The organism is Bacillus sp. FSL K6-0255 (assembly GCF_045040725.1).
GTDB classification, from domain to species: Bacteria; Bacillota; Bacilli; order Bacillales; family Bacillaceae; genus Bacillus; species Bacillus subtilis.
In genome coordinates this window covers 2,371,984-2,397,157 of the sequence record NZ_CP150278.1, presented here as the reverse complement: position 1 = coordinate 2,397,157, position 25,174 = coordinate 2,371,984, and the positions used below count along the sequence as shown (strand labels likewise).

Here is a 25,174-nt window from a genome sequence, read left to right as displayed (position 1 = left end):
GGAGGCTTTCTTTTTTTAAATACGCTGTCATATAGTAACAAAAAAGGGGGATGATGATGGCGTTTATTACGGTGAAACCTGAGATCAAGAACAATTTGGCCAATGTGGCGAAAGAACTGAAGATAGACGAGGAATTGCTTAAAAGTGCAAATCGCTCCGCACAAAAACATCAATTGTATTGCCCTGGTTATGTGATAGAGGAGCATAGCGGCAAAGAGCTTCAAACCATTCAGGACATAAAGCGCTTTTTACAGCCTCGGCAGCTGAAACTTTCAGATAGCTGGATTGAGCAAGAGAAAATCTATGATGATTCAGCTGTTGAAAAGGAAATAAAGAAGATTATTGATGTTTTTCCGTTTGTCTCATGCCGGGAAATTGGCCGTTCTGTACTCGGCAGGCCTATCTGGGAGCTGAAGGCTGGTGGGGAGCATGCCGTAAAAAAGGTCCATATGAACGCGTCATTTCATGCGAATGAGTGGATTACAACGTCTGTCCTGCTAAAATGGTTTAAGGAATACTGTATGTCATTATGCTGCAATTCGCCTTTCTTTGGCTTTTCTCCCATAAAGCTGTTTAACAGCACATCCTTATCCCTCGTTCCTCTTGTCAATCCGGATGGCGTTGATCTTGTTTTAAACGGATCAGAAGTCATGGGAGCCAGAAGAGATGAACTCGAAAGGCTAAATGAACATCGTCCAAATTTTAATGAATGGAAGGCGAATATAAACGGGGTTGATTTAAATAAACAATTTCCATCATTATGGGAAATTGAAAAATACCGAAAACCGACAGCACCCAGCTACCGCGATTTTCCGGGAATCTCTCCGCTTACGGAGCCGGAATCTATTGCGATGTACCGGCTGATCACGGAGAATCCGCCTGACAGACTGCTGGCTCTTCATACTCAAGGAGAAGAAATTTATTGGGGCTATAAAGGCCTTGAGCCTGAGGAATCTGCTGCCGTCATAAAGGAGTTTGAGGAGTTAAGCGGGAACATTTATAAGGGAGTAAGGGATATAGACAGCTATGCTGGATTTCGTGATTGGTTTATTCACCATTATTTTAAGGAAGGGTATACGGTGGAACTTGGAAAAGGCCAAAATCCTTTGCCGTTTCAGCAGTTTTCACACATATATAACGCCACAAGCGGTATCTTGTGGAGGGCGTTATTTTTTCATGAGTAACTGAAACTTTTTCTTTTTTCTGCCGAAGCAAATATGAGAGAATAAAGATGATCGGAGGGGAATGCTGATGAGATCAGTTTGTTTTATTCTGCTGGCGGTATTGCTGTTTAGTTTATCGGCATGCGAACCATCTCATCAGCAGCAAAAACAGGCATCGGCGGCAAAAGATGAGAAAAAAGACATCATACCGCTTTCCGCGGAAAAAGCGGATGGGGCGGAAGGCTGGCTGAATAACAGCACAATATTATATACTGCGTCTAATCCGACGAAAACAGAGCTTTTTGCGTACCGCATCTTTACAGGCAAAGCGAAAAAGCTCTATCAAACGGATGGTCAAATCGTTGATGTTCAAATCAATGCGAGGGAGCAGATGATTCTGCTGCAAATCACACATAGCCAAAAGACGGCAGTGGTTTTGCTTAATGCAGAAGGAGAGACGCTTTACGAAAAAGATTACGAAACGTATGAGCTTGAAGCTGCTTGGAATCAGTATGATCCTTATCAAATGATGGTGACGGAATTCAATGAAAACTGGGATTTCCATACATATCAGGTGAATGCTAAAAAAGACGAATCTTTCTTAAGCCCAGTACAGGTTCCGTTCATTCATTGGACATCCAAAAATACATTTGATTATGTAAAAGAGGGTAGAGACGATAAAACAGGGCCTTTATATACGTTCGATACAGCTTCTAAGACGGAACAGAAGCTTGAGGATAACGTTCTATTCTTCGATTCTTTCCATCAAATGAGTTTTACTGTCAAATCAGCTTCCGGAGGAAAAGGGACGTATCAGTTTAAAACGCCGCAATCAACATCACCTGTTACAGCGAAATGGCCGCTCCAAGCGAAATATACAAGTTTGGCTCCAATGGAGTATGACTATGATGAAGCAGGAGGCCTGTTTTATACATTCAAACAAAGCGGCGATGCATATAAGCTCGCAGCAATCAATGTAGCATCGGGAGAGACAAAAGATCTTGTGTCTCTGCGGGAAATGGAGCCGATTCAAATATCTCCGAACGGGAAATATGCGTTATACGGCTTTCATTTTGAGCAAATTATTTTATTGAAATCACATGAAACGAAGCAACTCATCATTGATCAAAAGGAGATGGAATAACGATGGCTATCGCAGATGTAACCATTATCCCAATCGGTACGGAAACACCCAGTGTCAGTGCTTACGTAGCCGATGTGCAAAAGATATTAGAAGGATATCAAGCAGAAGGGAAAATCAAATATCAGCTGACACCGATGAATACGCTGATCGAGGGAGAACTCAGTGACCTTTTTGCAGTTATTCAGGCAATTCACGAAGCGCCATTTCAAAAAGGATTGCACAGAGTGGCAACGAATATCCGTATCGATGACAGGCGTGACAAAAAAACGACGCTTGAGAGCAAAATAGAAAGTGTCAATAAACATTTACAGCCATAAAAATAAACCTGTATCCGATCGGATACAGGTTTTAATGTGCGGTTGGATACCCGCTGTTTATTACGGTCATCACGGTAAACCATCCAAAGACAAATAAGGTGGCACCGGCTAATAAAAACCCGAGTATATTTTTATTTCTAACAGAACGCAAGACTCCCCATAAAGCGAAAAGAGCGACAAGGCCGAAAATCACGACAAGTAACATAACACAGCCCCCTTTACATTGAAAAACCTGCAATTCTTTCCAGTTTTATTCTACCTGTTTTTTATAGGTTTGTCGATAGCGTTTTCATTGCGATTGTTTGAATCTTTTTTCAAAAACCCTCATAATAAGAGCATAAAAAAGAAAGAGGTGATAATAGTGAAATGGAGACGAATGCCAGTAGGGCCGATTCAAGCGAACGCATATTTTCTCATCAGTGATGATCAATGTCTGATTTTTGATCCGGGCGGCGAGGGACATAAAATCAATCAATACATAAAAGAAAAAGGGCTGACGCCTTTAGCCATTTTGCTTACACATGCCCATTTTGACCATATTGGGGCGCTTGATGAAGTGAGAGAAAAATGGGATATCCCTGTTTACCTGCATCAAAATGAAAAAAATTGGCTTGCGGACGCTTCTTTAAACGGCTCCGGCATGCTGCGAGGGATAGAAGTCACAGCTAAGCCTGCAGATCATCTAATTGAAGGCGACGGTGAGTTGAATATCGGGCCGTTTCATTTGGAAACATTATTTACGCCGGGACATTCACCAGGCAGTGTGTCTTACTACGTGAAAGATGCAGACTTGGTCATTTCCGGAGATGTCTTGTTCCAAGGCGGTATAGGACGTACGGATTTAATAGGCGGCAATCAAGAGACGCTGCTGACGTCCATTCATGAAAAACTGCTTACGCTTCCGGAACACACGCTGGTGTTAAGCGGCCATGGACCTGAAACAGACGTACTGACTGAGCAGGATCAAAATCCGTTTTTAAATGGGTTTTCATTGTAAAAAAAGAGACAAACCGATAAGGTTTGTCTCTTTCTGCATTTAATGGCCTCCGCCGCCGGGCACCATAATAAAAATTGAGTAATATGTAAAGCCGGCGAAGAAAATTGTTAAATAAGCGCCAAAAATATAAATATACATGCGTTCGGTTAAGTTCAAATACGATAGAAACACAAATAAGATCGTCTGTCCAAAAAATAAAAGGGAAGCATCTTTCATATCACCTAAATAAAACATGACTGCAAAAATTCCCGTCCAAAATCCTAACACCCGGAACATGCGATTCATTTTTATCCCCTCCCGAGAGTCCCTCTGACTGTTATTATAATAGATCACACCTAGAAATGTAAACATTTTCATTATTAATATACAAATGGAATTTGTCCCTTTGATTGTGTTTTCTATTGTATGAATGTTTTTTAAAAAATAATCCGAAAAAAGTTCTGTAAATGGTTTAAATGAAAAATGATCCGGGTAGTTATTCTACAAAGAGATGGTTAACTGAGGAGGAAAAAACGAATGGAACAACAATTAACTTTTTACTCATATCCAAGCTGCACGTCATGCCGAAAAACAAAACATTGGCTTAAAGCACATCAAATTGAATTTAACGAACGGCACTTATTCAGAGAAACCCCGACAAGAGAAGAATTAAAGTACATTTTATCGTTAACGACAGAAGGAATTGATGAAATTTTGGCGACAAGAAGCCAGACTTTCAAAAATTTAAATTTAAACATTGAAGAAATGACGGTAAATGAGGTGCTGGAACTTTTAATCGAGAAGCCGAAGCTTTTGCGACGCCCGATTCTAGTAGACAACAAAAAGCTGGTGATTGGTTATAACCCGGGAGAACTGTTGAAGTTATCGAAGAAGAAAACGGTTCATCAATCTGCATGATGAAAAACCGAAGATCCGCTGATTTATTCGAATCAGCTTGTCTTCGGTTTTTCACCTGTTCAGAAACTGGGCTAGCTGGATTCGAACCAACGATCACGGAGTCAAAGTCCATTGCCTTACCGCTTGGCTATAGCCCATTGAATCTAAACATAGTATGTGTAAAGGCAGACGCGTTATACATATATAGCGTACATTTTTCAAAAACAGGAGGTAGCTCATTAAGATGATAGCTCTTGATCAGCACTTAACAGAGCACAAAGAAGATATCACGCAACAATGGCTGAAAGTTTGTACATCAACAGGCAGCTGGCTGTATTCAGCGAAAGATCAGCAAAAACTAGAACAAAAGTTAAAAGACCAGCATGAATTATTGGTGACCATCGTAGCAAAATCCCTTAGAAAAGAAGACGTAGAGGATGAGCTCAACCGGTGGTCTCTTCAATGCGCCAGAGACCGTGCCGTTCATGAAGTGACGGTTACACAAAGTGTCGGCCAGTTTAACACTTTCAGGCACATCATGTTTGAATGGATTCATAAATTCAGCGAAGCTTCTTCTCAAGACATCAGCATTCAGGAATTTTATGAGTGGAGCCGGATCTTGAATCAAAACATTGATGAGATCATCGAAGTGTTTACGGAAGAATATCACCAGGTGACCATGATACAATTAAACGCGCAAAAAGAAATGATTAATGAATTGAGTGCGCCGATTATGCCGATTACTGATGGAATTGGGATTCTTCCGCTTGTCGGTGAAATTGATACGCACAGAGCGAGGACGATTTTGGAGTCTGTGCTGGAGCAGTGCTCAGCGTTAAAGCTCTCGTATTTATTTTTAGATATTTCGGGCGTTCCTATCGTTGATACCATGGTAGCCTATCAAATTTTTAAAGTGATTGACAGCACCAAATTGCTCGGCATTGAGACGATTATTTCAGGAATCAGGCCGGAAATTGCCCAAACTGTCGTGAAGCTGGGTCTGGATTTTTCGAATGTGAAAACCGAGCAAAGTCTTGCTAAAGCCCTGGCCAATAAAGGGTTTAAAATAAAAGAGTGTTGATGCCTTTGCCATGTTTATCTTGAAAGATAGCAGCTGAACAGCCTTTCACGGGCTATTCAGCTTTTTTTACTTCTATAAATAAAATGTGATGGCTGTTGATGTCTTTTACCTTAAAAGAGTAGCCATCATATTCTATGGTACTTTCAGGCTCAGCGTCTATGTTTTGTGTCAAAAACCAGCCGCCCAAGGTGTCTACTTCAGCGTCTGATAAATCAGTTCCAAGCAGGCTGTTAACATCGCTGATTAATAATTTTGCATTTAACAAGTAATGATCCTTTCCAAGTTCGCGGATATGAGGCACTTCATCCGCATCAAATTCATCACGGATTTCTCCTACAATTTCCTCGATAATATCTTCGACAGTGACCAAACCGGACGTCCCGCCATATTCATCGATGAGGATCGCCATATGAGTGCGTTCCTTTTGCATTTTCAGCAGTAGTTTATAAATAGGAATCGTCTCAATGACATGGATAACGGGCTGTACGAAAGGTTCAATTTGATGCTTCTTGATTGAAAAATCTTTCGTCAGCATGGAAAACAGCACTTCTTTCATATTAATCACGCCAATGACGTTATCTTTATCCTCTCTTACAACCGGGTACCGTGTATATTTTGTTTGCTTGACTGTTTCCTGAAGATTTGAAATGGAGTCTTCATCTAGTGACAAACTAACCATTTCATTTCGCGGCACCATAATTTCCTTTGCCATTCGTTTATCAAAGGTGAAGATATTATTCATGTACTTTAATTCACTTTTTCTGATCTCGCCGCTTTTATAGCTTTCAGCCAATAGGACCCGAAGTTCTTCCTCTGTATAAGCCAGCTCGTGCTCTGATGCCGGCTTTAGTCCAAACACTCCTGTAATCAATCGGGCAGAGTGGTTCAACAGCCAAATGAATGGAAACATGATCTTATAAAACCAAATAAGCGGTTTAGCGAACAACAAGGTAATGCTTTCTGCTTTTTGAATGGCGAAACTCTTTGGAGCCAGCTCCCCGATAACGACATTTAAATACGTAACCGCTAAAAATGCGATGACGAGTGAAAGCAGGTGGGTAAGCGATTCATTTAAGCCTGCTTTATGAAAAAGCGGTCGAAGCAGAGTTTGCACAGTCGGTTCCCCAAGCCATCCCAGTCCTAAGGCTGCGACTGTGATGCCCAGCTGACAGGCTGATAAATATTCATCAAGGTGAGTGATGACATGCTTTGCCGCTTTAGCACCTTTCTTTCCTTTTGCGACAAGCTGATCAATTTTGGATCGCCGCACTTTTACGATTGAAAATTCTACGGCAACAAAAAATCCTGTTAACAAAATGAGAATAGCGACTGCTAGTAAATTGACAAATTCCAAAACAACTGCCTTCTCCAAGGAAGGCATGCACCTCCCTTTTCCGATGTCTTTCTACATTCCATACCACCTGAAAATGCTCATAAAACATGTGTTGAAGCGGCAGACTGGTTTAGTGACGCGGTTATTGGGCAATTAAAGAATAAAGAACAAAAGTTTGGAGGAGCTTGACATGAAGGCACATACGGGAAAGGATTGGTTTTGGTACCAAATGGGGCCTCAAGAAAGAAGTAAGGCAAGGGATCTAATCCATTTTTCTCACTGGCCTCAGTGTGAAAAGTGGTTTGAAAATAACCATCACGTTAATTTTTTACGAGTAGATACAACTGAAACGGAAAATGAAGCGGTATTTGGGTCGATTGTTTATGATCAGGGGCTTGGTGAAGAAAAAGACCATACTGTTTTTCACTTTTATATCACCAGACAATATTTTTTTACAATCAACTTTGATTTTTCAATTTTGAGAGAGATTAAAGGAAAAGAAGTTGTCCGGCAAATGGAAAGAGCGGACAATGCGATAGAGGGGTTTTTAATTCTTCTCGGCGAACTAATGAATGCGTATTTAATCGGTGTTGATGAATTTGAAGTAAAGCTGAGAAAGCTCAGATGGCAAATTAAAGACGACAATAGCAAAAGCATTTTAAACCGCGTCCATCTCCTGCGCCATGAACTGATGATTTGGAAAAATTTGATATTAAGCGCTAAAAAAATTGAAATGGCGTTGAAAGAAACCTTTTTACCTCAAAATGAAGGGAAAAAGGATTATCAGCGGACACAACTGAAGATTGACAGGGGATTTACATACATCAGCGAATTTGAAGGGGAGCTTAACAATCTGCTGCATTCAGAGGAAGTCATTACCTCACATAGGGGGAATGAAATTGTAAAAGCGCTGACCATTTTCACGACGCTTTTTACGCCGATTACAGCTCTGGGGGCCTTATGGGGGATGAACTTTTCAGTGATGCCGGAACTGAATTGGAAATACGGATATCTCTTTTCTCTCTTATTGATTGTCACATCTACAGTTCTGATCTATCTCTATTTGAGGAAAAAAGGCTGGACGGGAGATATGCTGCAGGAGCGGAAGAAGAAAAAGAAACCTCGAAAAAGGCGGACTCTATAGGATGTTTCATATTTTGTACAGCGTGCCCCGTTTTTTCACCAGTCATATCAGGGTGACCGGATACGATGTCAAGGCGCTTATGGCAGAGCATCAAATCCGCCGTTTACCGATTCTTGAATATGGCCAAATTGCCGGTATTGTTGCATTAGGCGACCTTTCCGTTGAGAAAGATACTGGTCAAAAAGCGAAAACAGCATAATGAAAATGGAATCTAGCAGGCATGGTGACCATGTCTGCTTTTTTATTTATAGGGAAAATTATAATGACAGGGGTACATTCAGTTGAAAAATTTTTTTCTTGCCAGAAAGAATTGGTTTTTCAGCATATAACATCTCACAAAATCACGTTTTCCTTGTTTGATTACCCTTTCTTCTTTTTCTACAATATGCGTTGAAAGGAGAGGGAATCAAATTGGATTCAATAGAAAAGGTAAGCAAAAACTTGATTGAAGAGGCATATCTAACAAAGGCTTCTGATATTCACATTGTGCCGAGGGAGCGGGACGCTATCATTCATTTTCGGGTCGATCATGCCTTGCTGAAAAAAAGGGACATGAAAAAAGAAGAGTGCGTAAGGCTGATTTCACATTTTAAATTTCTTTCAGCAATGGATATAGGTGAAAGGCGAAAGCCGCAAAACGGTTCGCTTACGTTAAAGCTGAAAGAGGGAAATGTTCATTTAAGAATGTCAACGCTGCCCACAATTAATGAAGAAAGCCTCGTGATCAGAGTGATGCCCCAATACAATATCCCTTCGATTGATAAATTGTCGCTATTTCCGAAGACAGGAGCCACATTACTCTCGTTTTTAAAACATTCCCATGGCATGCTCATTTTTACCGGGCCAACTGGTTCAGGGAAGACTACCACACTATACTCTCTCGTTCAATATGCAAAAAAACACTTTAATCGAAATATTGTCACATTAGAGGACCCTGTTGAAACAAGGGACGAAGATGTTCTTCAGGTTCAGGTGAATGAAAAAGCCGGTGTAACTTATTCCGCAGGTCTGAAAGCAATTTTGCGCCATGACCCCGATATGATTATTTTAGGTGAGATCAGAGACGCGGAAACAGCTGAAATTGCGGTGCGGGCAGCGATGACGGGACATCTGGTACTAACGAGCCTTCATACGAGAGACGCAAAGGGCGCAATTTACAGACTGCTTGAATTCGGTATCAATATGAATGAAATTGAACAGACTGTCATTGCAATAGCGGCTCAGCGCTTGGTTGATTTGGCTTGCCCGTTTTGTGAAAACGGATGTTCATCAGTGTATTGTCGCCAGTCACGAAATACCAGGAGAGCTAGCGTTTATGAGCTTCTTTACGGGAAAAATCTTCAGCAATGTATCCAGGAGGCAAAAGGAAATCATGCAAATTACCAATATCAAACGCTTCGTCAAATTATCAGGAAAGGAATTGCGCTCGGCTATTTAACAACAAACAACTATGACCGGTGGGTTTATCATGAAAAAGATTAGAAAAGTCTGGTCGTTAAAGGATCAAGCGAGGTTATTAAAGAGGCTCGGTGAAATGACTGCGGGCGGATATACGCTTCTGGATGGATTACGCCTGATGGAACTTCAGATGAATAAGAGGCAGGCGGCTGACTTGACTGGTTCGGTCACTTGTTTGAGGGAAGGGGCTCCGTTTTATCAAGTACTAAAGAGTTTGTCATTTCATAAGGAAGCCGTAGGTATTTGTTATTTTGCTGAAACACATGGTGAACTGCCTGCTTCCATGATCCAGAGCGGAGAGCTGCTGGAACGAAAAATTGCACAGGCAGACCAGCTGAAAAGAGTGCTGCGCTATCCGCTTTTCCTCATCTTTACGGTCGCTGTCATGTTTTATATGTTACAGTCCATCATCATTCCTCAGTTTTCCGGTATCTATCAATCGATGAATATGGAAACCTCACGTTCAACCGATATGCTTTTTGCTTTTTTTCAGCATATTGATCTTGTGATCATTTTGCTTGTTCTTTTTACAGCAGGTATCGGGATTTATTATTGGCTTGTGTTTAAGAAAAAATCACCTGCCCGGCAAATGCTGATTTGTATCAGGATTCCTTTGGTTGGAAAGCTTGTCAAGCTGTTTAACAGCTACTTTTTTTCTTTGCAGCTAAGCAGCCTTTTAAAATCAGGCCTCTCAATTTATGACAGCCTTAATGCATTTAAACATCAAACGTTTCTCCCTTTCTACCGCTGCGAGGCTGAACAATTGATTGAACGGCTAAAAGCCGGTGAGTCAATTGAATCCGCTATTTGTGGAAGCCCTTTTTATGAAACTGATTTATCGAAAGTCATATCTCACGGCCAGCTGAGCGGCCGATTGGATCGGGAGCTTTTCACATACAGCCAATTCATATTACAGCGGCTGGAACACAAAGCGCAAAAATGGACAGGCATCCTTCAGCCAATGATTTATGGATTTGTTGCAGCGATGATCTTACTTGTGTATTTATCTATGCTTGTGCCTATGTATCAGATGATGAATCAAATGTGAAAGGAAGAGGCTAATGAATGAGAAAGGATTTACACTTGTTGAAATGTTAATCGTGCTCTTTATTATTTCGATTTTGCTTTTAATTACGATACCGAACGTCACGAAACATAACCAAACCATTCAAAAAAAGGGCTGTGAAGGCTTACAAAACATGGTTAAGGCACAAATGACTGCATTTGAGCTTGATCATGAAGGACAAACTCCGAGCCTTGCCGATTTACAGTCAGAGGGCTATGTGAAAAACGATGCTGTCTGTCCAAATGGTAAGCGCATTATCATCACCGGCGGAGAAGTTAAGGTTGAACATTAAATTAAACGAGGAGGAGGGGTTTACCCTTTTAGAAAGTTTGCTTGTGTTAAGCCTTGCCTCTATCCTCCTGGTGGCCGTCTTCACTACACTTCCTCCTGCTTATGACAATACAGCTGTCCGACAGGCAGCAAGGCAGCTGAAAAATGATATTATGCTCACACAGCAGGTTGCTATTTCCCGTCAACAAAGAACAAAAATTTTCTTTCATAAAAAAGAATATCAATTAGTCATTGGTGATACGGTCATTGAACGTCCGTATGCAAGGGGACTTTCTATAGAACTGCTGACATTAAAAGACCGTTTGGAATTTAATGAGAAAGGGCACCCGAATGCAGGCGGAAAAATACGAGTAAATGGCCATGCCGTATATGATATAACAGTTTATCTAGGGAGCGGGAGAGTCAATGTGGAGAGAAAATAAAGGTTTTTCTACAATAGAAACAATGTCTGCGCTAAGCCTGTGGCTGTTTGTGCTGCTGACAGTCGTCCCCTTGTGGGACAAGCTGATGGCTGATGAAAAAATGGCGGAATCACGAGAAATTGGCTATCAGATGATGAATGAGAGCATTAGCAAATATGTCATGAGTGGTGAAGGAGCCGCGTCAAAAACGATTACAAAGAACAATCATATCTATGCAATGAAGTGGGAGGAGGAGGGCGAATATCAAAACGTATGTATCAAAGCCGCAGCTTATAAAGAAAAATCATTTTGCCTCAGCATTTTGCAGACAGAATGGCTACACGCTTCTTAACGTATTATTTTCGCTCTCAGTCTTTTTGCTCATATCAGGATCGTTAGCTGCGATTATCCATCTGTTTTTGTCTCGACAGCAGGAACATGACGGTTTCACACAGCAAGAATGGATGATTTCGATAGAACAGATGATGAATGAATGCAAGGAGTCACAGGCAGTTAAGACAGCCGAGCATGGGAGCGTGTTAATCTGCACCAATCTTTCCGGGCAGGACATCCGTTTCGAAATTTATCATTCAATGATAAGAAAAAGAGTGGATGGTAAAGGGCATGTTCCGATTTTAGATCATATTACTGCCATGAAAGCTGATTTTGAAAATTGTGTTGTTTTGCTGAAAATTGAGAGTGAGGACCAAAAAGTGTATCAAACTGCTTTTCCAGTCTATTCGTATTTAGGAGGGGGGTGAATGTATTGTACAAGAGGGTTTATTTACCCAGCTGTTCTTTTTGTGTCAGCGCTTGTGCTGTTAATCGTGAACTTTGCTGCTGCTCAATATATTTCACGCTGCATGTTTGAGAAGGAAACAAAAGAGTTATACATAGGAGAGAATTTGCTTCAAAATGGGGTGCTTCTTTCGGTCCGGCATGTTCTAGAGGAACGGAAAGGCCAGGAGGGTACGGAGCAATTTCCATATGGACGGGTTTCTTATTACATTCATGATACATCGATAAAAGAACAAAAAGAAATCAACTTAAGAGTGTCAACGGAGTCGGGAACAGAAAGAACTGCACAGATCGTGTTTGATCAAAAACAGAAAAAACTGCTGAGATGGACAGAATAAAACAGTGTAAAGGGTATAAAAAAAGTCATGTGAGACAACACTTCATAATAATTGAATGATGAGGTGATCACGTGAAAACGAATGATTATGTTAAATATATGACGCAGCAATTTGTCAAATATATAGATACTCCGAGAGATGAGCGAAAAGAACGAAAAGAGGTGCGGAAAGAAACAAAAACGCCTGTTTCCCAGCAGTTGTTCGGTATTTTACCCTATGGCTTCAGACTTTGGCTGAAACGGAAAAAATAACCGCAAATAAACGAATAAGGTCCTTCAAAAAATGGAGGACCTTATTGATATTCTTCTAATATGGCGATTTTATTGACCTTTTGGCTATAAGGATCAAATGAAATCGTCACAAAAACGCCGAATTCTTTTGACCCTTCCCTCAGAGTTAAATGGTATTGCTTCACTGCTTCATCTTTTCTTTTACGGTCCCATACTTTTTGTTTGAACAGTACCTGTGCAAGCGGGTACCTTTTTTTTGCTTCTTTTACAGCAATCTCTTCCCATTTGGACATGTGGCGGGCGGTTACAAGAGGTGTTTCTTCTGCGTGAGCGGCTGTGGTGCCAAAGACGAGAAGAGATAGACAAATCACACATTGTTTGATCATCATGCTGTCACCCTTTCTTTGTTTATTATTACCAAATAATAATGGGATATGCATTTAAATTCTCACATAACAATCCCAAAAATTTCAAAAAAATTGAAAAAATGAGCAATACTGAGCAAGACTTTGTAATATGATGAAAACATTCTTTTAAACGAACGAAATGAGCGATTTCGGTGTTTTTAAATCTATAAATCGTTGATTATACTCTATTTATGAGGTTCTTTAAAGAGAACGATTGTCATATCAAGTTACAGTGTTTTACAGGAGGTAAGATATGTTTCGATTGTTTCACAATCAGCAAAAGGCGAAGACGAAACTGAAAGTTCTGCTTATCTTTCAGCTTTCAGTCATTTTCAGTCTGACTGCCGCAATATGCTTACAATTTTCCGATGATACAAGCGCTGCTTTTCATGATATTGAAACATTTGATGTCTCACTTCAAACGTGTAAAGACTTTCAGCATACAGATAAAAACTGCCATTATGATAAACGCTGGGATCAAAGTGATTTGCACATATCAGATCAAACGGATACGAAAGGCACTGTATGCTCACCTTTCGCCTTATTTGCTGTGCTCGAAAATACAGGTGAGAAACTTAAGAAATCAAAGTGGAAGTGGGAGCTTCATAAGCTTGAAAATGCCCGCAAACCGTTAAAGGATGGGAACGTGATCGAAAAAGGATTTGTCTCCAATCAAATCGGCGATTCACTTTATAAAATTGAGACCAAGAAAAAAATGAAACCCGGCATTTATGCATTTAAAGTATATAAACCGGCAGGCTACCCGGCAAACGGCAGTACATTTGAGTGGTCGGAGCCTATGACGCTTGCAAAATGCGATGAAAAACCGACAGTCCCTAAAAAAGAAACAAAGTCGGACGTCAAAAAGGAGAATGAAACAACACAAAAGGATATACAGGAAAAAACAATGAAAGAAGAAACATCTCAAGAAGCTGTAACCAAAGAAAATGAAACTCAATCAGACCAGAAGGAAAGCGGGGAAGAGGATGAAAAAAGCAATGAAGCTGATCAGTAATATTTTATACGTGATCATCTTTACTCTTATTATTGTGCTGACACTTGTCGTGATTTCAACACGTTCATCCGGGGGAGAGCCGGCGGTGTTTGGGTATACGCTGAAATCAGTTCTGTCAGGTTCGATGGAGCCGGAGTTCAATACAGGTTCCTTAATATTGGTCAAAGAAATCACTGATGTGAAAGAGCTCCAAAAAGGTGACGTTATTACATTTATGCAGGATGCAAATACGGCGGTCACCCACAGAATTGTTGACATAACAAAGCAAGGAGACCATTTGTTATTTAAAACACAAGGTGATAATAATGCAGCAGCTGATTCAGCGCCTGTATCGGACGAAAATGTTCGCGCGCAATACACAGGTTTTCAGCTTCCATATGCCGGCTATATGCTTCATTTTGCCAGTCAGCCGATTGGAACGGCTGTATTATTGATTGTTCCCGGCGTGATGCTGTTAGTGTACGCTTTTGTGACGATCAGCAGCGCCATTAGAGAAATTGAAAGAAAGACAAAAGCCTTGGAAACAGATACAAAGGACAGCACCATGTCTACTTAACTTCAGTTGTAAACCTGGCAACAGGTTTCGATATAAAATCATTCAATAAAAGGGGAGTTTACCATGGGTATGAAAAAGAAATTGAGTTTAGGAGTTGCTTCTGCAGCACTAGGATTAGCTTTAGTTGGAGGAGGAACATGGGCAGCATTTAACGACATTAAATCAAAGGATGCTACTTTTGCATCAGGTACGCTTGATTTATCTGCTAAAGAGAATTCAGCGAGTGTGAACTTATCAAATCTAAAGCCGGGAGATAAGTTGACAAAGGATTTCCAATTTGAAAATAACGGATCACTTGCGATCAAAGAAGTTTTAATGGCGCTTAATTATGGAGATTTTAAAGCAAACGGCGGCAGCAATACATCTCCAGAAGATTTCCTCAGCCAGTTTGAAGTGACATTGTTGACAGTTGGAAAAGAGGGCGGCAATGGTTACCCGAAAAACATTATTTTAGATGATGCGAACCTTAAAGACTTGTATTTGATGTCTGCTAAAAATGATGCAGCGGCTGCTGAAAAAATCAAAAAACAAATAGACCCTAAATTCTTACATGCAAGCGGTAAAGTCAATGTAGCAACAATTGACGGTAAAACCGCTCCTGAATATGATGGTGTTCCAAAAACACCAACTGACTTCGATCAGGTTCAAATGGAAATCCAATTCAAAGATGATAAAACAAAAGATGAAAACGGGCTTATGGTTCAAAATAAATATCAAGGCAACTCCATTAAGCTTCAATTCTCGTTCGAAGCTACACAGTGGAACGGCTTGACAATCAAAAAGGACCATACTGATAAAGACGGTTATGTGAAAGAAAATGAAAAAGCGCACAGCGAGGATAAAAATTAATAACAGCCATAAAAAGAGACGGCCCAGTATTCATATACTGGGCCGTCTCGATGGTTATTGACAAAAGAGGAGTTAGTGCCTCTGCTCAGGCACTACTCCTCTTTTTGTGATTTTCTCCATTTTTGATAATCTAAAAATTCACGAAATTGTTTTTTCGATACCCCGGATGTCATCGCATCGCGAACCAATTTCTCCCATTCACTATCTAATTGACCATCGTATTCGGTTTCATGTTTCTCATCGAGCAAAGTATGAACCGAGACGTCCAGAACAGCGGAGACTTTTTCGAGAAATTGAATGGAGGGGTTCGTTTGTAGATTTCGTTCTATTGAGCTTAAATAAGACTTCGCTACCCCAGCTTTTTCAGCTAGTTCTGATAGTGAGTAGCCTTTTTCTTTACGGTATTGTTTAATACGCTGGCCAATCAATGTCATCACCTTCCTTGTGATATTATAGCACATTCAGAAAGGATTTACGGTATGACTTCTGGCTGCCGGACCAGGATGAGCAGACTTTTTGTTTAAAAGTAAATATTTTCGTATTTCTTCCGGGCTGATATTTGCCTCTTTGGCTTCCACCATTAATTCAACCCATTCTTGATCCAATTCAAAGTGCTCTTGTTTTGCATTCTTCATGCAGTTTCTCCTCCTAAAATACTTGTTTATGTATTTCAGCCAGTCCGGCCATGACTTATTGTATGCTTCATTAGTCTCTGGAAGTCATTTGCCATTAAATCACCAGAATTTTTTTCCAATATACCTTTATTATAATCGTATTTTCTCAAAAAAAACGAGAATGATGTCGAATGGTAAAAAAGTTAGCTTGAAATATTATTTTGCAGATAAAACAATCCGCCATTTTCAATTTCAACTGATATCTTTGGTTGATACAAGGTTTTCAGCGCCTGTTTTTCTAGATGGTATTCTTCTGGTTTTTCTTCTATATGCTCGTAAAACTTATCAAGCAATGTCATATCATTCTTCCACCTGTTAACCGCCTGTTCCGCCCAGTCGGACGGCTCCTGCATAGCGGATTTGGAAATATAGTTTTCCATACGCTTAAGTCCGCTTTCTGGTTTGATCATAGGTGAAATGGTGAAGCAATAGTCACATATTTGAGACGTCAGTGAAAACTGGGTCAGCTTGCTTTGAAAATCTTCAATTATCGTTCCAGAGACTAGGTGAAGACCTAGTGACAATAACTTATCCTTTTTCATGTCGGACTGGTATGAAATCGTGACATTTATACCAAGCCAAGGCTGAAGTGGGACTTTAGCTCCGGCTGATTCAATTTTCTCATACATTCTGGTAAATCTCCCATTTTGTTTAACAGCTTTAAATATTTGAAAAAGACGCGGGGCCCCAAAATATATAAATTCACCATCTAGGTCTTTTGGCGCATTTTCTTTATCTGTAATAAAAGTGATTTTCATTGGATTCGGATCACCGCCTGTCTTCTCGCGCCAATGCCAGTAGAAAGGGCGGTTCATGATTTGTTTGTCCATTTCAACTGTAAGCTGCACTGTCATATAGCCTAAGCCTTGATCGATGATTTGGCAGCTGTTTGCTTGAAAAAAACGCAGCAGAAAATCGTGAACCTCTTGCTGTCTCACTAATAAAACCTCCTTACAGGCTAAGATCCTCTTTTTTCAGCAGGCTGCTGTTTTTTATAAGACAAAAATGAGGTTAAGTTATCCATTTTTATTTTCATTTCTTCTTCTGTTGCTGAGTGATACAAAATGTCATGCAGATGCTCTTCAAAATTGTTCACTTGAATTTTCGTTAAAATATCATCAAGTTCACCGACCACTTTTTCAAACAAATGAATTTTTTCATATAAAAGCTTTAGAATATGCTCTTCCACCGTATGTTTTGTCGCCATGTTATAAATATGCACGTCACGCTCCTGCCCGAGTCTGTGAATTCTTCCGATTCTTTGCTCAAGTCGCATCGGATTCCATGGCAGGTCATAGTTGATCATGTGATTGCAAAATTGCAGGTTAATTCCCTCACCGCCTGCTTCAGTTGCAATAAGGACTTGGATTTTTCCGCGGAAAAGATCCTTCATCCAGTCTTTTTTTCCACGTTTAAATCCGCCTCTAAACGGCACAGAACTGATGCCGTTTTGCTGAAGAAACCACTGCAAATAAATCTGGGTTGCCCGGTATTCTGTAAAAATGATGACCTTATCGTCAATCTTTTTGATTAAATCAACGACTTGAAGCGCTTTAGAGTTTTGTGTCACTTGATTGATGCGATCTATTAAAACTGAAATCGTATCCTCATCAATGGCAGGTGCTTGTTTCTCTTTTTGATCAAGCATCTTTTTCAGCGTCATATATACCGCTTCTCTGCTCGAACAGCATTCTCTTTGCAAGGTCATAATCGAGAACATGCTGGCTGGTTTATTGATACTGTCCTTCAAGCGAGAAATTTCATCATAAAGCGCCTGCTCTGATGGAGAAAATTGAATCGGCACTGTTTCAACATGGCGCTGTTTCCAATTCAGCCCTGTATCATGCCGCCTGTTACGGATCATGACTTTATTCACAAGATCTTTTAAATGTTCATGCGCTTCTAAACTGGATTTCTTCTTGGCGAACTCCTCCTGAAAGTGATTCTGACTGCCTAAATGGCCGGGTTTTAATAAGGACACCAAATTGAAAATCTCTTCGATACGGTTCTGGATTGGCGTCGCGGTAAGAAGCAGGCAATATTTTTTTACGAGATTCCGGACAAATTCATAGTTCTTCGTTTTGCTATTTTTCAGTTTGTGTGCCTCATCAATAATGACAAGATCATATGGGATAGACAGAACGATTTCTCGATGGGGCGAGCGCTTCGCGGTGTCTATTGATGAGACGACAATATCGCATTGCTCCCACACATAGCTTTTCTTTTGTTCAACAGCCGGAATCAAAAATTTTTCCTGAAGCTCTTTGACCCACTGTGACACAAGGGAAGCGGGCACAAGGATCAAAATTTTTTTTGCTAATCCGCGAATCATATATTCTTTTAAAATTAAACCGGCTTCCACCGTTTTCCCGAGACCAACCTCATCTGCTAAAATCGCTTTCCCGTTCATTTTTTCAACCACTTTTTGCGCCACTTCAAGCTGGTGGGGGAGCGGCGTAAAGGAAGGCAGATATAAAGGAGCCCGTAAGCCTTCAAAATCTGGAATTGCTAATGTTTTCTGGATTTCTGCAGAGAGCTTGTACAGTTCCCAGTTTGCCCAAGGGCCATCGTTTTTCAGTCTTTCAGCAAATTCTTCAGGCCATTTTGCATCGTAGATCATTTCTGTATTCATTGCTTTGAAACCGCCTTTCTAATTCTTCGATTCTTAAGATGAACAATATAAGAAAAATCTGCCCAAATTGCTGTTGCCCAGCATATAGTGATGATGGTAGGATATGAGTATGTATTTGATGTAAGATATTGCTATAGTATGTCCATAACAGCATGAAAATATGAGCGAATGACAGCAAGGGGAGAGACCTGACCGAAAACCTCGGGATACAGGCGCCGAAGGAGCAAACTGCGGAGTGAATCTCTCAGGCAAAAGAACTCTTGCTCGACGCAACTCTGGAGAGTGTTTGTGCGGATGCGCAAACCACCAAAGGGGACGTCTTTGCGTATGCAAAGTAAACTTTCAGGTGCCAGGACAGAGAACCTTCATTTTACATGAGGTGTTTCTCTGTCCTTTTTTGTATGTTTTTTAGCTGCGCCGTTGATAAAGGGGAGGAATTAGATGCTGAAAAGAACGCCGTTATTTGACCTGTATAAGGAATATGGAGGAAAAACGATTGATTTCGGAGGCTGGGAGCTTCCTGTTCAATTTTCTTCTATAAAAAAAGAACACGAGGCTGTCCGAACTGCAGCCGGTTTGTTTGATGTATCTCATATGGGAGAAGTCGAAGTGTCAGGGAACGACAGTCTGTCTTTTTTGCAAAGATTGATGACAAATGATGTTTCCGCGTTAACGCCAGGCCGTGCTCAATATACAGCGATGTGTTACCCGGATGGCGGAACCGTCGATGATTTGCTTATCTATCAAAAAGGAGAGAACCGCTATCTGCTTGTCATTAATGCTTCTAATATAGATAAAGACTTGGCTTGGATGAAAGAACATGCAGCAGGTGATGTGCAGATTGACAATCAGTCAGATCAAATCGCGCTCTTGGCTGTACAGGGACCGAAAGCAGAAGCGATCTTAAAAAATCTGACAGATGCGGATGTGTCTGCATTAAAGCCGTTTGCGTTTATTGATGAAGCCGATATCAGCGGCCGCAAAGCACTTATTTCACGCACTGGCTATACGGGAGAAGACGGGTATGAAATTTACTGCCGCAGTGATGATGCTATGCATATTTGGAAAAAAATCATCGATGCAGGGGATGCATACGGATTGATTCCATGCGGTCTCGGTGCACGTGATACACTCCGGTTTGAAGCGAAGCTCCCGCTCTACGGTCAGGAGCTGACCCGGGATATTACACCGATTGAAGCAGGTATAGGCTTTGCTGTAAAGCACAAAAAGGAGTCTGACTTTTTCGGTAAGTCAGTATTGAGTGAACAAAAAGAAAACGGAGCGAAGCGCAAACTTGTCGGTCTCGAAATGATTGAAAAAGGGATACCGCGGCACGGATATGAGGTTTTCCAAAATGGCAAGTCTGTCGGAAAGGTGACAACCGGCACGCAGTCACCGACATTAGGGAAAAACGTCGGTCTTGCCTTAATTGATTCGGAAACGAGTGAGATCGGGACTGTTGTAGATGTAGAGATTCGCAAAAAATTAGTGAAAGCAAAGGTTGTCAAAACACCATTTTATAAACGCTAATATTTTTTCTTGGAGAGAGGAGACAACACATGAAGCACCGTTATTTGCCCGCAACAGAAAAGGATAAACAGGAGATGCTTGCTACTATCGGCGTAAGCAGCATCGATGATTTATTTGCTGATATACCGGAAAACGTCAAATATAAAAAAGAGTATCAAATCAAAAAAGCGAAATCAGAGACAGAATTAACAAGAGAACTGACAAAGCTGGCCTCTAAAAATTGTGATACCGTACAATACGCTTCTTTCTTAGGAGCGGGTGTATATGACCACTATCAGCCTGTCATTGTGGATCATGTCATTTCGCGCTCTGAGTTTTATACCGCATATACGCCTTATCAGCCAGAGATTTCACAAGGAGAGCTCCAGGCTATTTTTGAATTCCAAACGATGATCTGTGAACTGACAGGCATGGATATCGCCAACTCCTCGATGTATGACGGCGGAACAGCCTTGGCAGAAGCAGCAATGCTTGCTTCAGGCCACACGAAAAAGAAAAAAATTGTTGTGTCAAAAACCGTGCATCCTGAATCGCGAGAGGTGCTGAAAACGTACGCAAAAGGTCAGTATATTGATGTTGTTGAAGTACCCGCTGCGGATGGCGTTACGGATCTTGATGCATTGCGCCAAACCGTTTGCGAGAACACAGCCGCAGTGATCGTTCAGTACCCGAATTTTTTCGGCAGGATCGAGCCGCTAAAGGATATTGAGCCTATCGCTCATCAAGGGAAATCCATGTTTATTGTTTCAGCTAACCCGCTGGCGCTAGGTCTTCTCACTCCGCCGGGCAAGTTTCAGTCTGATATCGTCGTCGGTGATGCGCAGCCTTTCGGCATTCCTTCAGCATACGGCGGCCCGCATTGCGGCTTTTTTGCCGTTACTAAAAAATTAATGAGAAAGGTGCCGGGCCGTCTCGTCGGACAAACGGAAGACGAAAACGGAAAAAGAGGCTTTGTGCTTACCCTGCAAGCCAGGGAGCAGCATATCCGCCGGGATAAAGCAACATCAAATATATGCTCGAACCAAGCTTTAAATGCGCTGGCAGCATCAGTGGCCATGACTGCTCTCGGAAAAAACGGCGTAAAAGATATAGCCCGCCAAAATCTCTTAAAAGCCAACTATGCAAAGCAAGAAGCAAAAAAAGCAGGCCTTACCGTTATGTTTGATGGGCCGATGTTTAATGAATTTGTCATCAAACTGGATGAGCCGGTGAGAGCTGTGAACAAGCGTTTGCTGGCAAAAGGCATGATTGGCGGATATGATCTTGGGTTGACGTATCCGGAGCTGGACTGCCATATGCTGATTGCTGTAACGGAGCTGAGAACAAAAGAAGAAATTGACGCACTCATTCAGGAATTGGGGGATCGCCATGAGTAATCAGGACCAGGCACTTATTTTTGAACTTTCAAGAGAAGGCCGAATCGGCTACAGTCTGCCGGAGCTCGATGTACCGGAAATCGAATTGGAGGACCTCTTGTCAGACACCTATATTCGTGACGAAGACGCAGCGCTGCCGGAGGTTTCAGAGCTGGACATCATGCGCCATTATACAGCGCTGTCCAAACGCAATCACGGGGTGGATTCCGGTTTTTATCCTCTCGGTTCTTGCACGATGAAATACAATCCGAAAATCAATGAAAAAATCGCGCGTATACCTGGTTTTGCTGCGATTCATCCCCTTCAGGATGAAGACACGGTGCAAGGCGCATTAGAGCTTTTATATGATTTAAGCAAGCACCTTGAAGAAATAACGGGAATGGATGAGGTTACGCTTCAGCCTGCTGCCGGAGCGCACGGCGAATGGACGGGGCTGATGATGATCCGTGCCTATCATGAAGCTCGCGGGGATTTCAAGCGGACGAAGGTCATTGTCCCTGATTCCGCGCATGGGACGAATCCTGCATCAGCGACAGTAGCAGGCTTTGAAACCGTTACGGTGAAATCGAATGAAAAAGGGCTTGTTGATTTAGAGGATTTAAAAAGAGCAGTGAATGAAGAAACTGCAGCGCTTATGCTGACGAATCCGAACACGCTCGGCTTGTTTGAGGAGCAGATTACAGAGATGGCGGAAATTGTACACCAAGCGGGGGGGAAACTGTATTATGACGGCGCTAATTTAAATGCCGTTTTAAGCAAGGCGAGACCTGGTGATATGGGATTTGACGTGGTGCACCTCAACCTGCATAAAACATTCACAGGCCCTCATGGCGGCGGAGGCCCGGGCTCAGGCCCTGTCGGCGTAAAACAAGATCTGATTCCTTATTTGCCAAAGCCAGTTTTAGTCAAAAAAGAAGGGCGCTTTACGTTTGATTATGACCGCCCTCATGCGATCGGCCGTGTGAAGCCGTATTACGGCAACTTTGGCATTAATGTGAGAGCGTATACGTATATTCGCTCCATGGGGCCTGACGGATTAAAGGCTGTTACTGAGAACGCAGTGTTAAACGCCAATTATATGATGAGAAAACTCGCGCCTTATTACGATCTTCCGTTTGACCGCCATTGCAAGCATGAATTTGTATTATCAGGGAAGCGGCAGAAAAAGCTGGGAGTGCGTACGCTTGATATTGCAAAACGGCTGCTTGATTTCGGCTATCATCCGCCGACGATTTATTTCCCGCTTAATGTTGAAGAATGCATCATGATCGAGCCGACAGAGACCGAATCAAAGGAAACACTGGACGCGTTTATTGATGCTATGATTCAAATCGCAAAAGAAGCGGAGGAGAATCCGGAACTTGTTCAGGAGGCCCCGCATACAACGATTGTAAAAAGAATGGATGAAACAAAAGCGGCGAGACACCCGGTGCTCAGATACGAGGCGGTAGAAAGATAAATAAAAACAGCTGTCTACCAGACAGCTGTTTGCTTTATTTCTTCGCTTTAATCTTTCCGCCCCATTTTTTAAAGCCGCCTTTTAGGTTGTAAATCTCAGTGCAGCCGTTTTTGCGCAGGGTTTGTGCCGCGCGTCCGCTGCGGACACTGTTTTGGCAGTACAGGTAAACAGGCTTGTCCGTACGGATCTCATTTTTTCTCTGTTTCAGCTGGGAAAGCGGGATGTTGCGGGCGCCTAAAATATGTCCGCCCTCAAACTCATTTGGCTCACGAACATCAATAAGCTGCGCTTTGCGGTAACCCGCGCGGAATTCTTCTTCGGTAAGTGTTTTCATAATTCGCTGCTGATAGACATATGAAGCAATCATATAGATGATAAATGCAGCAAAAATAATCAAAACGATCATATTAGACAATGTGATTCTACTCCTTTAGCATATAAAATCAAAACCCTGCTTCATAAAACAAGGTCATAGAGCCGTTTTCGACAAATACTATTATAGTAAAGCACAGCGTGATTGTCATCTATAATGGAACTAAAATATTTTTCATTTTCCCGACAGTTTGATAAACTGATTCTATTAAAACGGTAAGGAAGGTCTTAAAATGCAAAAAGAAACTTGGCGGTTTATAGACTCAGGCAATGCAAGTCCTGCATTCAATATGGCGCTTGATGAAGCGCTTTTATATTGGCACAGCGAAAAGAAAATCCCCCCGGTTATCCGTTTTTACGGCTGGAATCCGGCGACACTTTCTGTAGGGTATTTTCAAAATATTAAAAAGGAAATCAATTTTGAAGCAGTACATAAATATAATCTCGGATTCGTCAGACGCCCGACCGGCGGGAGAGGTGTGCTGCACGATCAGGAACTGACATACAGCGTAATTGTTTCGGAAGAGCACCCCGAGATGCCGGCAACTGTTACTGAGGCTTACCGGGTTATTTCAGAAGGCATACTTCAAGGCTTTAGAAATCTCGGTCTGGACGCTTACTTTGCCATCCCGAGAACTGAAAAAGAAAAAGAAAGCTTAAAAAATCCGCGGTCATCTGTTTGTTTTGACGCGCCTTCGTGGTATGAACTAGTGGTTGAGGGGCGCAAGGTGGCGGGAAGCGCGCAAACGAGACAAAAAGGCGTGATTCTTCAGCATGGCTCCATTCTGCTTGATTTGGATGAGGATAAGCTGTTCGATCTGTTCTTATATCCGAGTGAAAGAGTAAGAGAACGGATGCAGCGCAATTTCAAAAATAAAGCGGTTGCCATTAATGAACTCACTGAAAAGCGGGTGACGATGGATGAGGCTCGTAAAGCCTTTAAAGAAGGATTTGAAACAGGTCTTAACATTCATTTGGAGCCATATGAACTTTCTCAGGAAGAGCTTGATTTTGTTCATCACTTGGCTGAAACAAAGTACGCTTCAGATGAATGGAATTATAAGCGGTAAACAGGGCTTTTGACCCGCGGAGCATCCTTGTTTTTTCAAGTTCATTAGTGTAAACTTGTAATGGTTTATAAAGTTAAGGTGCTTTTTGGGAGGGTTTCGATGACAACACCAAGTATGGAAGATTATATTGAACAGATTTATATGCTGATTGAAGAAAAAGGATATGCACGAGTTTCCGATATCGCGGAAGCATTGGCAGTCCATCCCTCCTCTGTAACAAAAATGGTTCAAAAACTAGATAAAGACGAATATTTAATTTATGAAAAATATCGCGGTCTCGTGTTAACGTCTAAAGGGAAAAAAATAGGCAAACGGCTGGTATACAGACATGAATTGCTTGAGCAGTTTTTAAGAATCATTGGTGTTGATGAAGAGAAAATATATAACGATGTCGAAGGAATCGAACATCATTTAAGCTGGAACAGTATTGATCGCATCGGGGATCTTGTTCAATATTTTGAAGAAGATGATGCCCGTAAAAAAGATCTGAAATCAATCCAAAAGAAAACAGAACATCATAATCAGTAAAAAGGCGGTCTCGAAGGAGGCCGTCTTTTTTGATACGCTGACGCCACCCGTCATTAGTTGGTCTATTTC

General features: G+C 41.5%; 33 protein-coding genes, 1 tRNA gene and 1 riboswitch. Of the genes, 24 read left to right on the top strand and 10 right to left on the bottom strand.

What is annotated here, in order from left to right; translation table 11 throughout:
- The first annotated feature begins 53 nt into the window (after positions 1–53).
- The 3 genes from MHB62_RS12265 (at position 54) to MHB62_RS12255 (ending at position 2,624) form a co-directional block, all read left to right on the top strand.
- On the top strand, positions 54–1,184 hold the full coding sequence (locus MHB62_RS12265; RefSeq protein ID WP_010886566.1) for a M14 family metallocarboxypeptidase: 1,131 nt from the start codon (positions 54–56) through the stop codon (positions 1,182–1,184).
- Between the two features lie 61 nt (positions 1,185–1,245).
- The gene (locus MHB62_RS12260; protein ID WP_003230137.1) at positions 1,246–2,307 is read left to right on the top strand and encodes a lipoprotein; all 1,062 of its coding nucleotides are present in this window, start codon (positions 1,246–1,248) and stop codon (positions 2,305–2,307) included.
- Between the two features lie 2 nt (positions 2,308–2,309).
- A complete protein-coding gene (locus tag MHB62_RS12255; protein WP_003230139.1) occupies positions 2,310–2,624 on the top strand; it encodes an MTH1187 family thiamine-binding protein in 315 nt (104 codons plus the stop codon).
- A gap of 31 nt (positions 2,625–2,655) precedes the next feature.
- Here the strand turns inward: MHB62_RS12255 and MHB62_RS12250 are convergent, their stop codons facing one another.
- Positions 2,656–2,829 carry a DUF2759 domain-containing protein gene (locus MHB62_RS12250; protein WP_003230141.1) on the bottom strand — a complete coding sequence of 58 codons (174 nt, stop codon included), beginning with the start codon at positions 2,827–2,829 and terminating at the stop codon, positions 2,656–2,658.
- Between the two features lie 156 nt (positions 2,830–2,985).
- Between MHB62_RS12250 and MHB62_RS12245 the strand changes: the two genes are divergently transcribed.
- Entirely contained in the window at positions 2,986–3,621 is a 636-nt protein-coding gene (locus tag MHB62_RS12245) for an MBL fold metallo-hydrolase (RefSeq protein ID WP_009967732.1), read from the top strand.
- A 39-nt stretch (positions 3,622–3,660) separates the two neighbouring features.
- On the opposite strand, the gene MHB62_RS12240 is transcribed toward MHB62_RS12245, so the two are convergent.
- A complete protein-coding gene (locus MHB62_RS12240; RefSeq protein WP_003226300.1) occupies positions 3,661–3,906 on the bottom strand; it encodes a DUF2626 domain-containing protein in 246 nt (81 codons plus the stop codon).
- 231 nt (positions 3,907–4,137) lie between these two features.
- Between MHB62_RS12240 and mgsR the strand changes: the two genes are divergently transcribed.
- Positions 4,138–4,518, top strand: a complete 381-nt coding sequence (mgsR, locus tag MHB62_RS12235; RefSeq protein WP_003230147.1) for a transcriptional regulator MgsR — start codon at positions 4,138–4,140, stop codon at positions 4,516–4,518.
- 66 nt (positions 4,519–4,584) lie between these two features.
- On the opposite strand, the gene MHB62_RS12230 is transcribed toward mgsR, so the two are convergent.
- Positions 4,585–4,655, bottom strand: a tRNA-Gln gene (locus tag MHB62_RS12230).
- A gap of 86 nt (positions 4,656–4,741) precedes the next feature.
- Here MHB62_RS12230 and rsbRD point away from each other — a divergent pair.
- A complete protein-coding gene (gene rsbRD, locus MHB62_RS12225; protein WP_003230149.1) occupies positions 4,742–5,578 on the top strand; it encodes an RsbT co-antagonist protein RsbRD in 837 nt (278 codons plus the stop codon).
- Between the two features lie 52 nt (positions 5,579–5,630).
- Here rsbRD and MHB62_RS12220 read toward each other — a convergent pair whose 3' ends face one another.
- Complete coding sequence (locus tag MHB62_RS12220; RefSeq protein ID WP_003230150.1) at positions 5,631–6,959, bottom strand: hemolysin family protein; 1,329 nt, start codon at positions 6,957–6,959, stop codon at positions 5,631–5,633.
- Positions 6,960–7,101: 142 nt separating this feature from the next.
- Between MHB62_RS12220 and corA the strand changes: the two genes are divergently transcribed.
- The 10 genes from corA to MHB62_RS12170 all read left to right on the top strand — a co-directional run bounded on the left by corA (position 7,102) and on the right by MHB62_RS12170 (position 12,658).
- On the top strand, positions 7,102–8,055 hold the full coding sequence (corA, locus tag MHB62_RS12215) for a magnesium transporter CorA (protein ID WP_004399136.1): 954 nt from the start codon (positions 7,102–7,104) through the stop codon (positions 8,053–8,055).
- Position 8,056: 1 nt separating this feature from the next.
- Positions 8,057–8,254 (top strand): CBS domain-containing protein, encoded by a 198-nt coding sequence (locus MHB62_RS12210; protein WP_014480259.1) that lies wholly within the window; start codon positions 8,057–8,059, stop codon positions 8,252–8,254.
- Positions 8,255–8,466: 212 nt separating this feature from the next.
- Positions 8,467–9,537 carry a competence protein ComGA gene (comGA, locus tag MHB62_RS12205; protein WP_004399124.1) on the top strand — a complete coding sequence of 357 codons (1,071 nt, stop codon included), beginning with the start codon at positions 8,467–8,469 and terminating at the stop codon, positions 9,535–9,537.
- A complete protein-coding gene (gene comGB, locus MHB62_RS12200; protein ID WP_029317912.1) occupies positions 9,524–10,561 on the top strand; it encodes a comG operon protein ComGB in 1,038 nt (345 codons plus the stop codon). The genes comGA and comGB overlap by 14 nt, the downstream gene beginning before the upstream one ends.
- 13 nt (positions 10,562–10,574) lie before the next feature.
- Positions 10,575–10,871 (top strand): comG operon protein ComGC, encoded by a 297-nt coding sequence (gene comGC, locus MHB62_RS12195; RefSeq protein WP_029726719.1) that lies wholly within the window; start codon positions 10,575–10,577, stop codon positions 10,869–10,871.
- Entirely contained in the window at positions 10,861–11,292 is a 432-nt protein-coding gene (gene comGD / locus MHB62_RS12190; RefSeq protein ID WP_029726720.1) for a comG operon protein ComGD, read from the top strand. The genes comGC and comGD overlap by 11 nt, the downstream gene beginning before the upstream one ends.
- Complete coding sequence (gene comGE, locus MHB62_RS12185; RefSeq protein WP_003230165.1) at positions 11,276–11,623, top strand: ComG operon protein 5; 348 nt, start codon at positions 11,276–11,278, stop codon at positions 11,621–11,623. Before comGD ends, comGE begins: the two co-directional genes overlap by 17 nt.
- Before the next feature lie 25 nt (positions 11,624–11,648).
- Positions 11,649–12,032 carry a ComG operon protein ComGF gene (gene comGF, locus MHB62_RS12180; RefSeq protein WP_032722118.1) on the top strand — a complete coding sequence of 128 codons (384 nt, stop codon included), beginning with the start codon at positions 11,649–11,651 and terminating at the stop codon, positions 12,030–12,032.
- Positions 12,033–12,407: a ComG operon protein ComGG gene (gene comGG, locus MHB62_RS12175; RefSeq protein ID WP_029726722.1), complete on the top strand. Its 375-nt coding sequence runs from the start codon at positions 12,033–12,035 to the stop codon at positions 12,405–12,407.
- Positions 12,408–12,478: 71 nt separating this feature from the next.
- The gene (locus MHB62_RS12170; RefSeq protein ID WP_029726723.1) at positions 12,479–12,658 is read left to right on the top strand and encodes a YqzE family protein; all 180 of its coding nucleotides are present in this window, start codon (positions 12,479–12,481) and stop codon (positions 12,656–12,658) included.
- A 41-nt stretch (positions 12,659–12,699) separates the two neighbouring features.
- On the opposite strand, the gene MHB62_RS12165 is transcribed toward MHB62_RS12170, so the two are convergent.
- The gene (locus MHB62_RS12165; RefSeq protein WP_003246051.1) at positions 12,700–13,026 is read right to left on the bottom strand and encodes a YqzG/YhdC family protein; all 327 of its coding nucleotides are present in this window, start codon (positions 13,024–13,026) and stop codon (positions 12,700–12,702) included.
- Positions 13,027–13,297: 271 nt separating this feature from the next.
- Between MHB62_RS12165 and tapA the strand changes: the two genes are divergently transcribed.
- The 3 genes from tapA (at position 13,298) to tasA (ending at position 15,464) form a co-directional block, all read left to right on the top strand.
- A complete protein-coding gene (gene tapA / locus MHB62_RS12160; protein ID WP_029726724.1) occupies positions 13,298–14,059 on the top strand; it encodes an amyloid fiber anchoring/assembly protein TapA in 762 nt (253 codons plus the stop codon).
- Positions 14,043–14,615 carry a signal peptidase I SipW gene (gene sipW / locus MHB62_RS12155; RefSeq protein WP_072692741.1) on the top strand — a complete coding sequence of 191 codons (573 nt, stop codon included), beginning with the start codon at positions 14,043–14,045 and terminating at the stop codon, positions 14,613–14,615. Before tapA ends, sipW begins: the two co-directional genes overlap by 17 nt.
- A 63-nt stretch (positions 14,616–14,678) precedes the next feature.
- Positions 14,679–15,464, top strand: coding sequence for a biofilm matrix protein TasA (tasA, locus tag MHB62_RS12150; protein WP_014664586.1), 786 nt, complete (start codon positions 14,679–14,681; stop codon positions 15,462–15,464).
- Between the two features lie 92 nt (positions 15,465–15,556).
- Here tasA and sinR read toward each other — a convergent pair whose 3' ends face one another.
- The 4 genes from sinR to MHB62_RS12130 form a co-directional block, all read right to left on the bottom strand.
- Positions 15,557–15,892: a transcriptional regulator SinR gene (gene sinR / locus MHB62_RS12145; protein ID WP_003226345.1), complete on the bottom strand. Its 336-nt coding sequence runs from the start codon at positions 15,890–15,892 to the stop codon at positions 15,557–15,559.
- A gap of 33 nt (positions 15,893–15,925) precedes the next feature.
- The gene (gene sinI / locus MHB62_RS12140) at positions 15,926–16,099 is read right to left on the bottom strand and encodes an anti-repressor SinI (protein WP_003230187.1); all 174 of its coding nucleotides are present in this window, start codon (positions 16,097–16,099) and stop codon (positions 15,926–15,928) included.
- Positions 16,100–16,281: 182 nt separating this feature from the next.
- Positions 16,282–17,076 carry a YqhG family protein gene (locus MHB62_RS12135; RefSeq protein WP_015714249.1) on the bottom strand — a complete coding sequence of 265 codons (795 nt, stop codon included), beginning with the start codon at positions 17,074–17,076 and terminating at the stop codon, positions 16,282–16,284.
- A 20-nt stretch (positions 17,077–17,096) separates the two neighbouring features.
- On the bottom strand, positions 17,097–18,770 hold the full coding sequence (locus MHB62_RS12130) for a DEAD/DEAH box helicase (protein ID WP_029726726.1): 1,674 nt from the start codon (positions 18,768–18,770) through the stop codon (positions 17,097–17,099).
- Between the two features lie 168 nt (positions 18,771–18,938).
- A riboswitch (glycine riboswitch) is annotated at positions 18,939–19,040 on the top strand.
- A gap of 171 nt (positions 19,041–19,211) precedes the next feature.
- Here MHB62_RS12130 and gcvT point away from each other — a divergent pair.
- From gcvT to gcvPB, 3 genes are read left to right on the top strand one after another with little or no spacing between them, the layout of a single operon-like run.
- Positions 19,212–20,300 (top strand): glycine cleavage system aminomethyltransferase GcvT, encoded by a 1,089-nt coding sequence (gene gcvT, locus MHB62_RS12125; protein WP_004398598.1) that lies wholly within the window; start codon positions 19,212–19,214, stop codon positions 20,298–20,300.
- Positions 20,301–20,329: 29 nt separating this feature from the next.
- Positions 20,330–21,676, top strand: coding sequence for an aminomethyl-transferring glycine dehydrogenase subunit GcvPA (gene gcvPA / locus MHB62_RS12120; RefSeq protein WP_032722115.1), 1,347 nt, complete (start codon positions 20,330–20,332; stop codon positions 21,674–21,676).
- Positions 21,669–23,135 (top strand): aminomethyl-transferring glycine dehydrogenase subunit GcvPB, encoded by a 1,467-nt coding sequence (gene gcvPB, locus MHB62_RS12115; RefSeq protein ID WP_032722113.1) that lies wholly within the window; start codon positions 21,669–21,671, stop codon positions 23,133–23,135. Before gcvPA ends, gcvPB begins: the two co-directional genes overlap by 8 nt.
- 34 nt (positions 23,136–23,169) lie before the next feature.
- Here the strand turns inward: gcvPB and MHB62_RS12110 are convergent, their stop codons facing one another.
- Positions 23,170–23,550 carry a rhodanese-like domain-containing protein gene (locus tag MHB62_RS12110; RefSeq protein ID WP_004398485.1) on the bottom strand — a complete coding sequence of 127 codons (381 nt, stop codon included), beginning with the start codon at positions 23,548–23,550 and terminating at the stop codon, positions 23,170–23,172.
- 190 nt (positions 23,551–23,740) lie between these two features.
- Here MHB62_RS12110 and lipM point away from each other — a divergent pair, with 190 nt between their 5' ends.
- Together lipM and mntR are read left to right on the top strand one after the other, a co-directional pair.
- Positions 23,741–24,577: an octanoyltransferase LipM gene (lipM, locus tag MHB62_RS12105; protein WP_014664579.1), complete on the top strand. Its 837-nt coding sequence runs from the start codon at positions 23,741–23,743 to the stop codon at positions 24,575–24,577.
- Between the two features lie 99 nt (positions 24,578–24,676).
- Positions 24,677–25,105 (top strand): transcriptional regulator MntR, encoded by a 429-nt coding sequence (gene mntR, locus MHB62_RS12100; protein ID WP_003236923.1) that lies wholly within the window; start codon positions 24,677–24,679, stop codon positions 25,103–25,105.
- Positions 25,106–25,174: the final 69 nt, after the last annotated feature.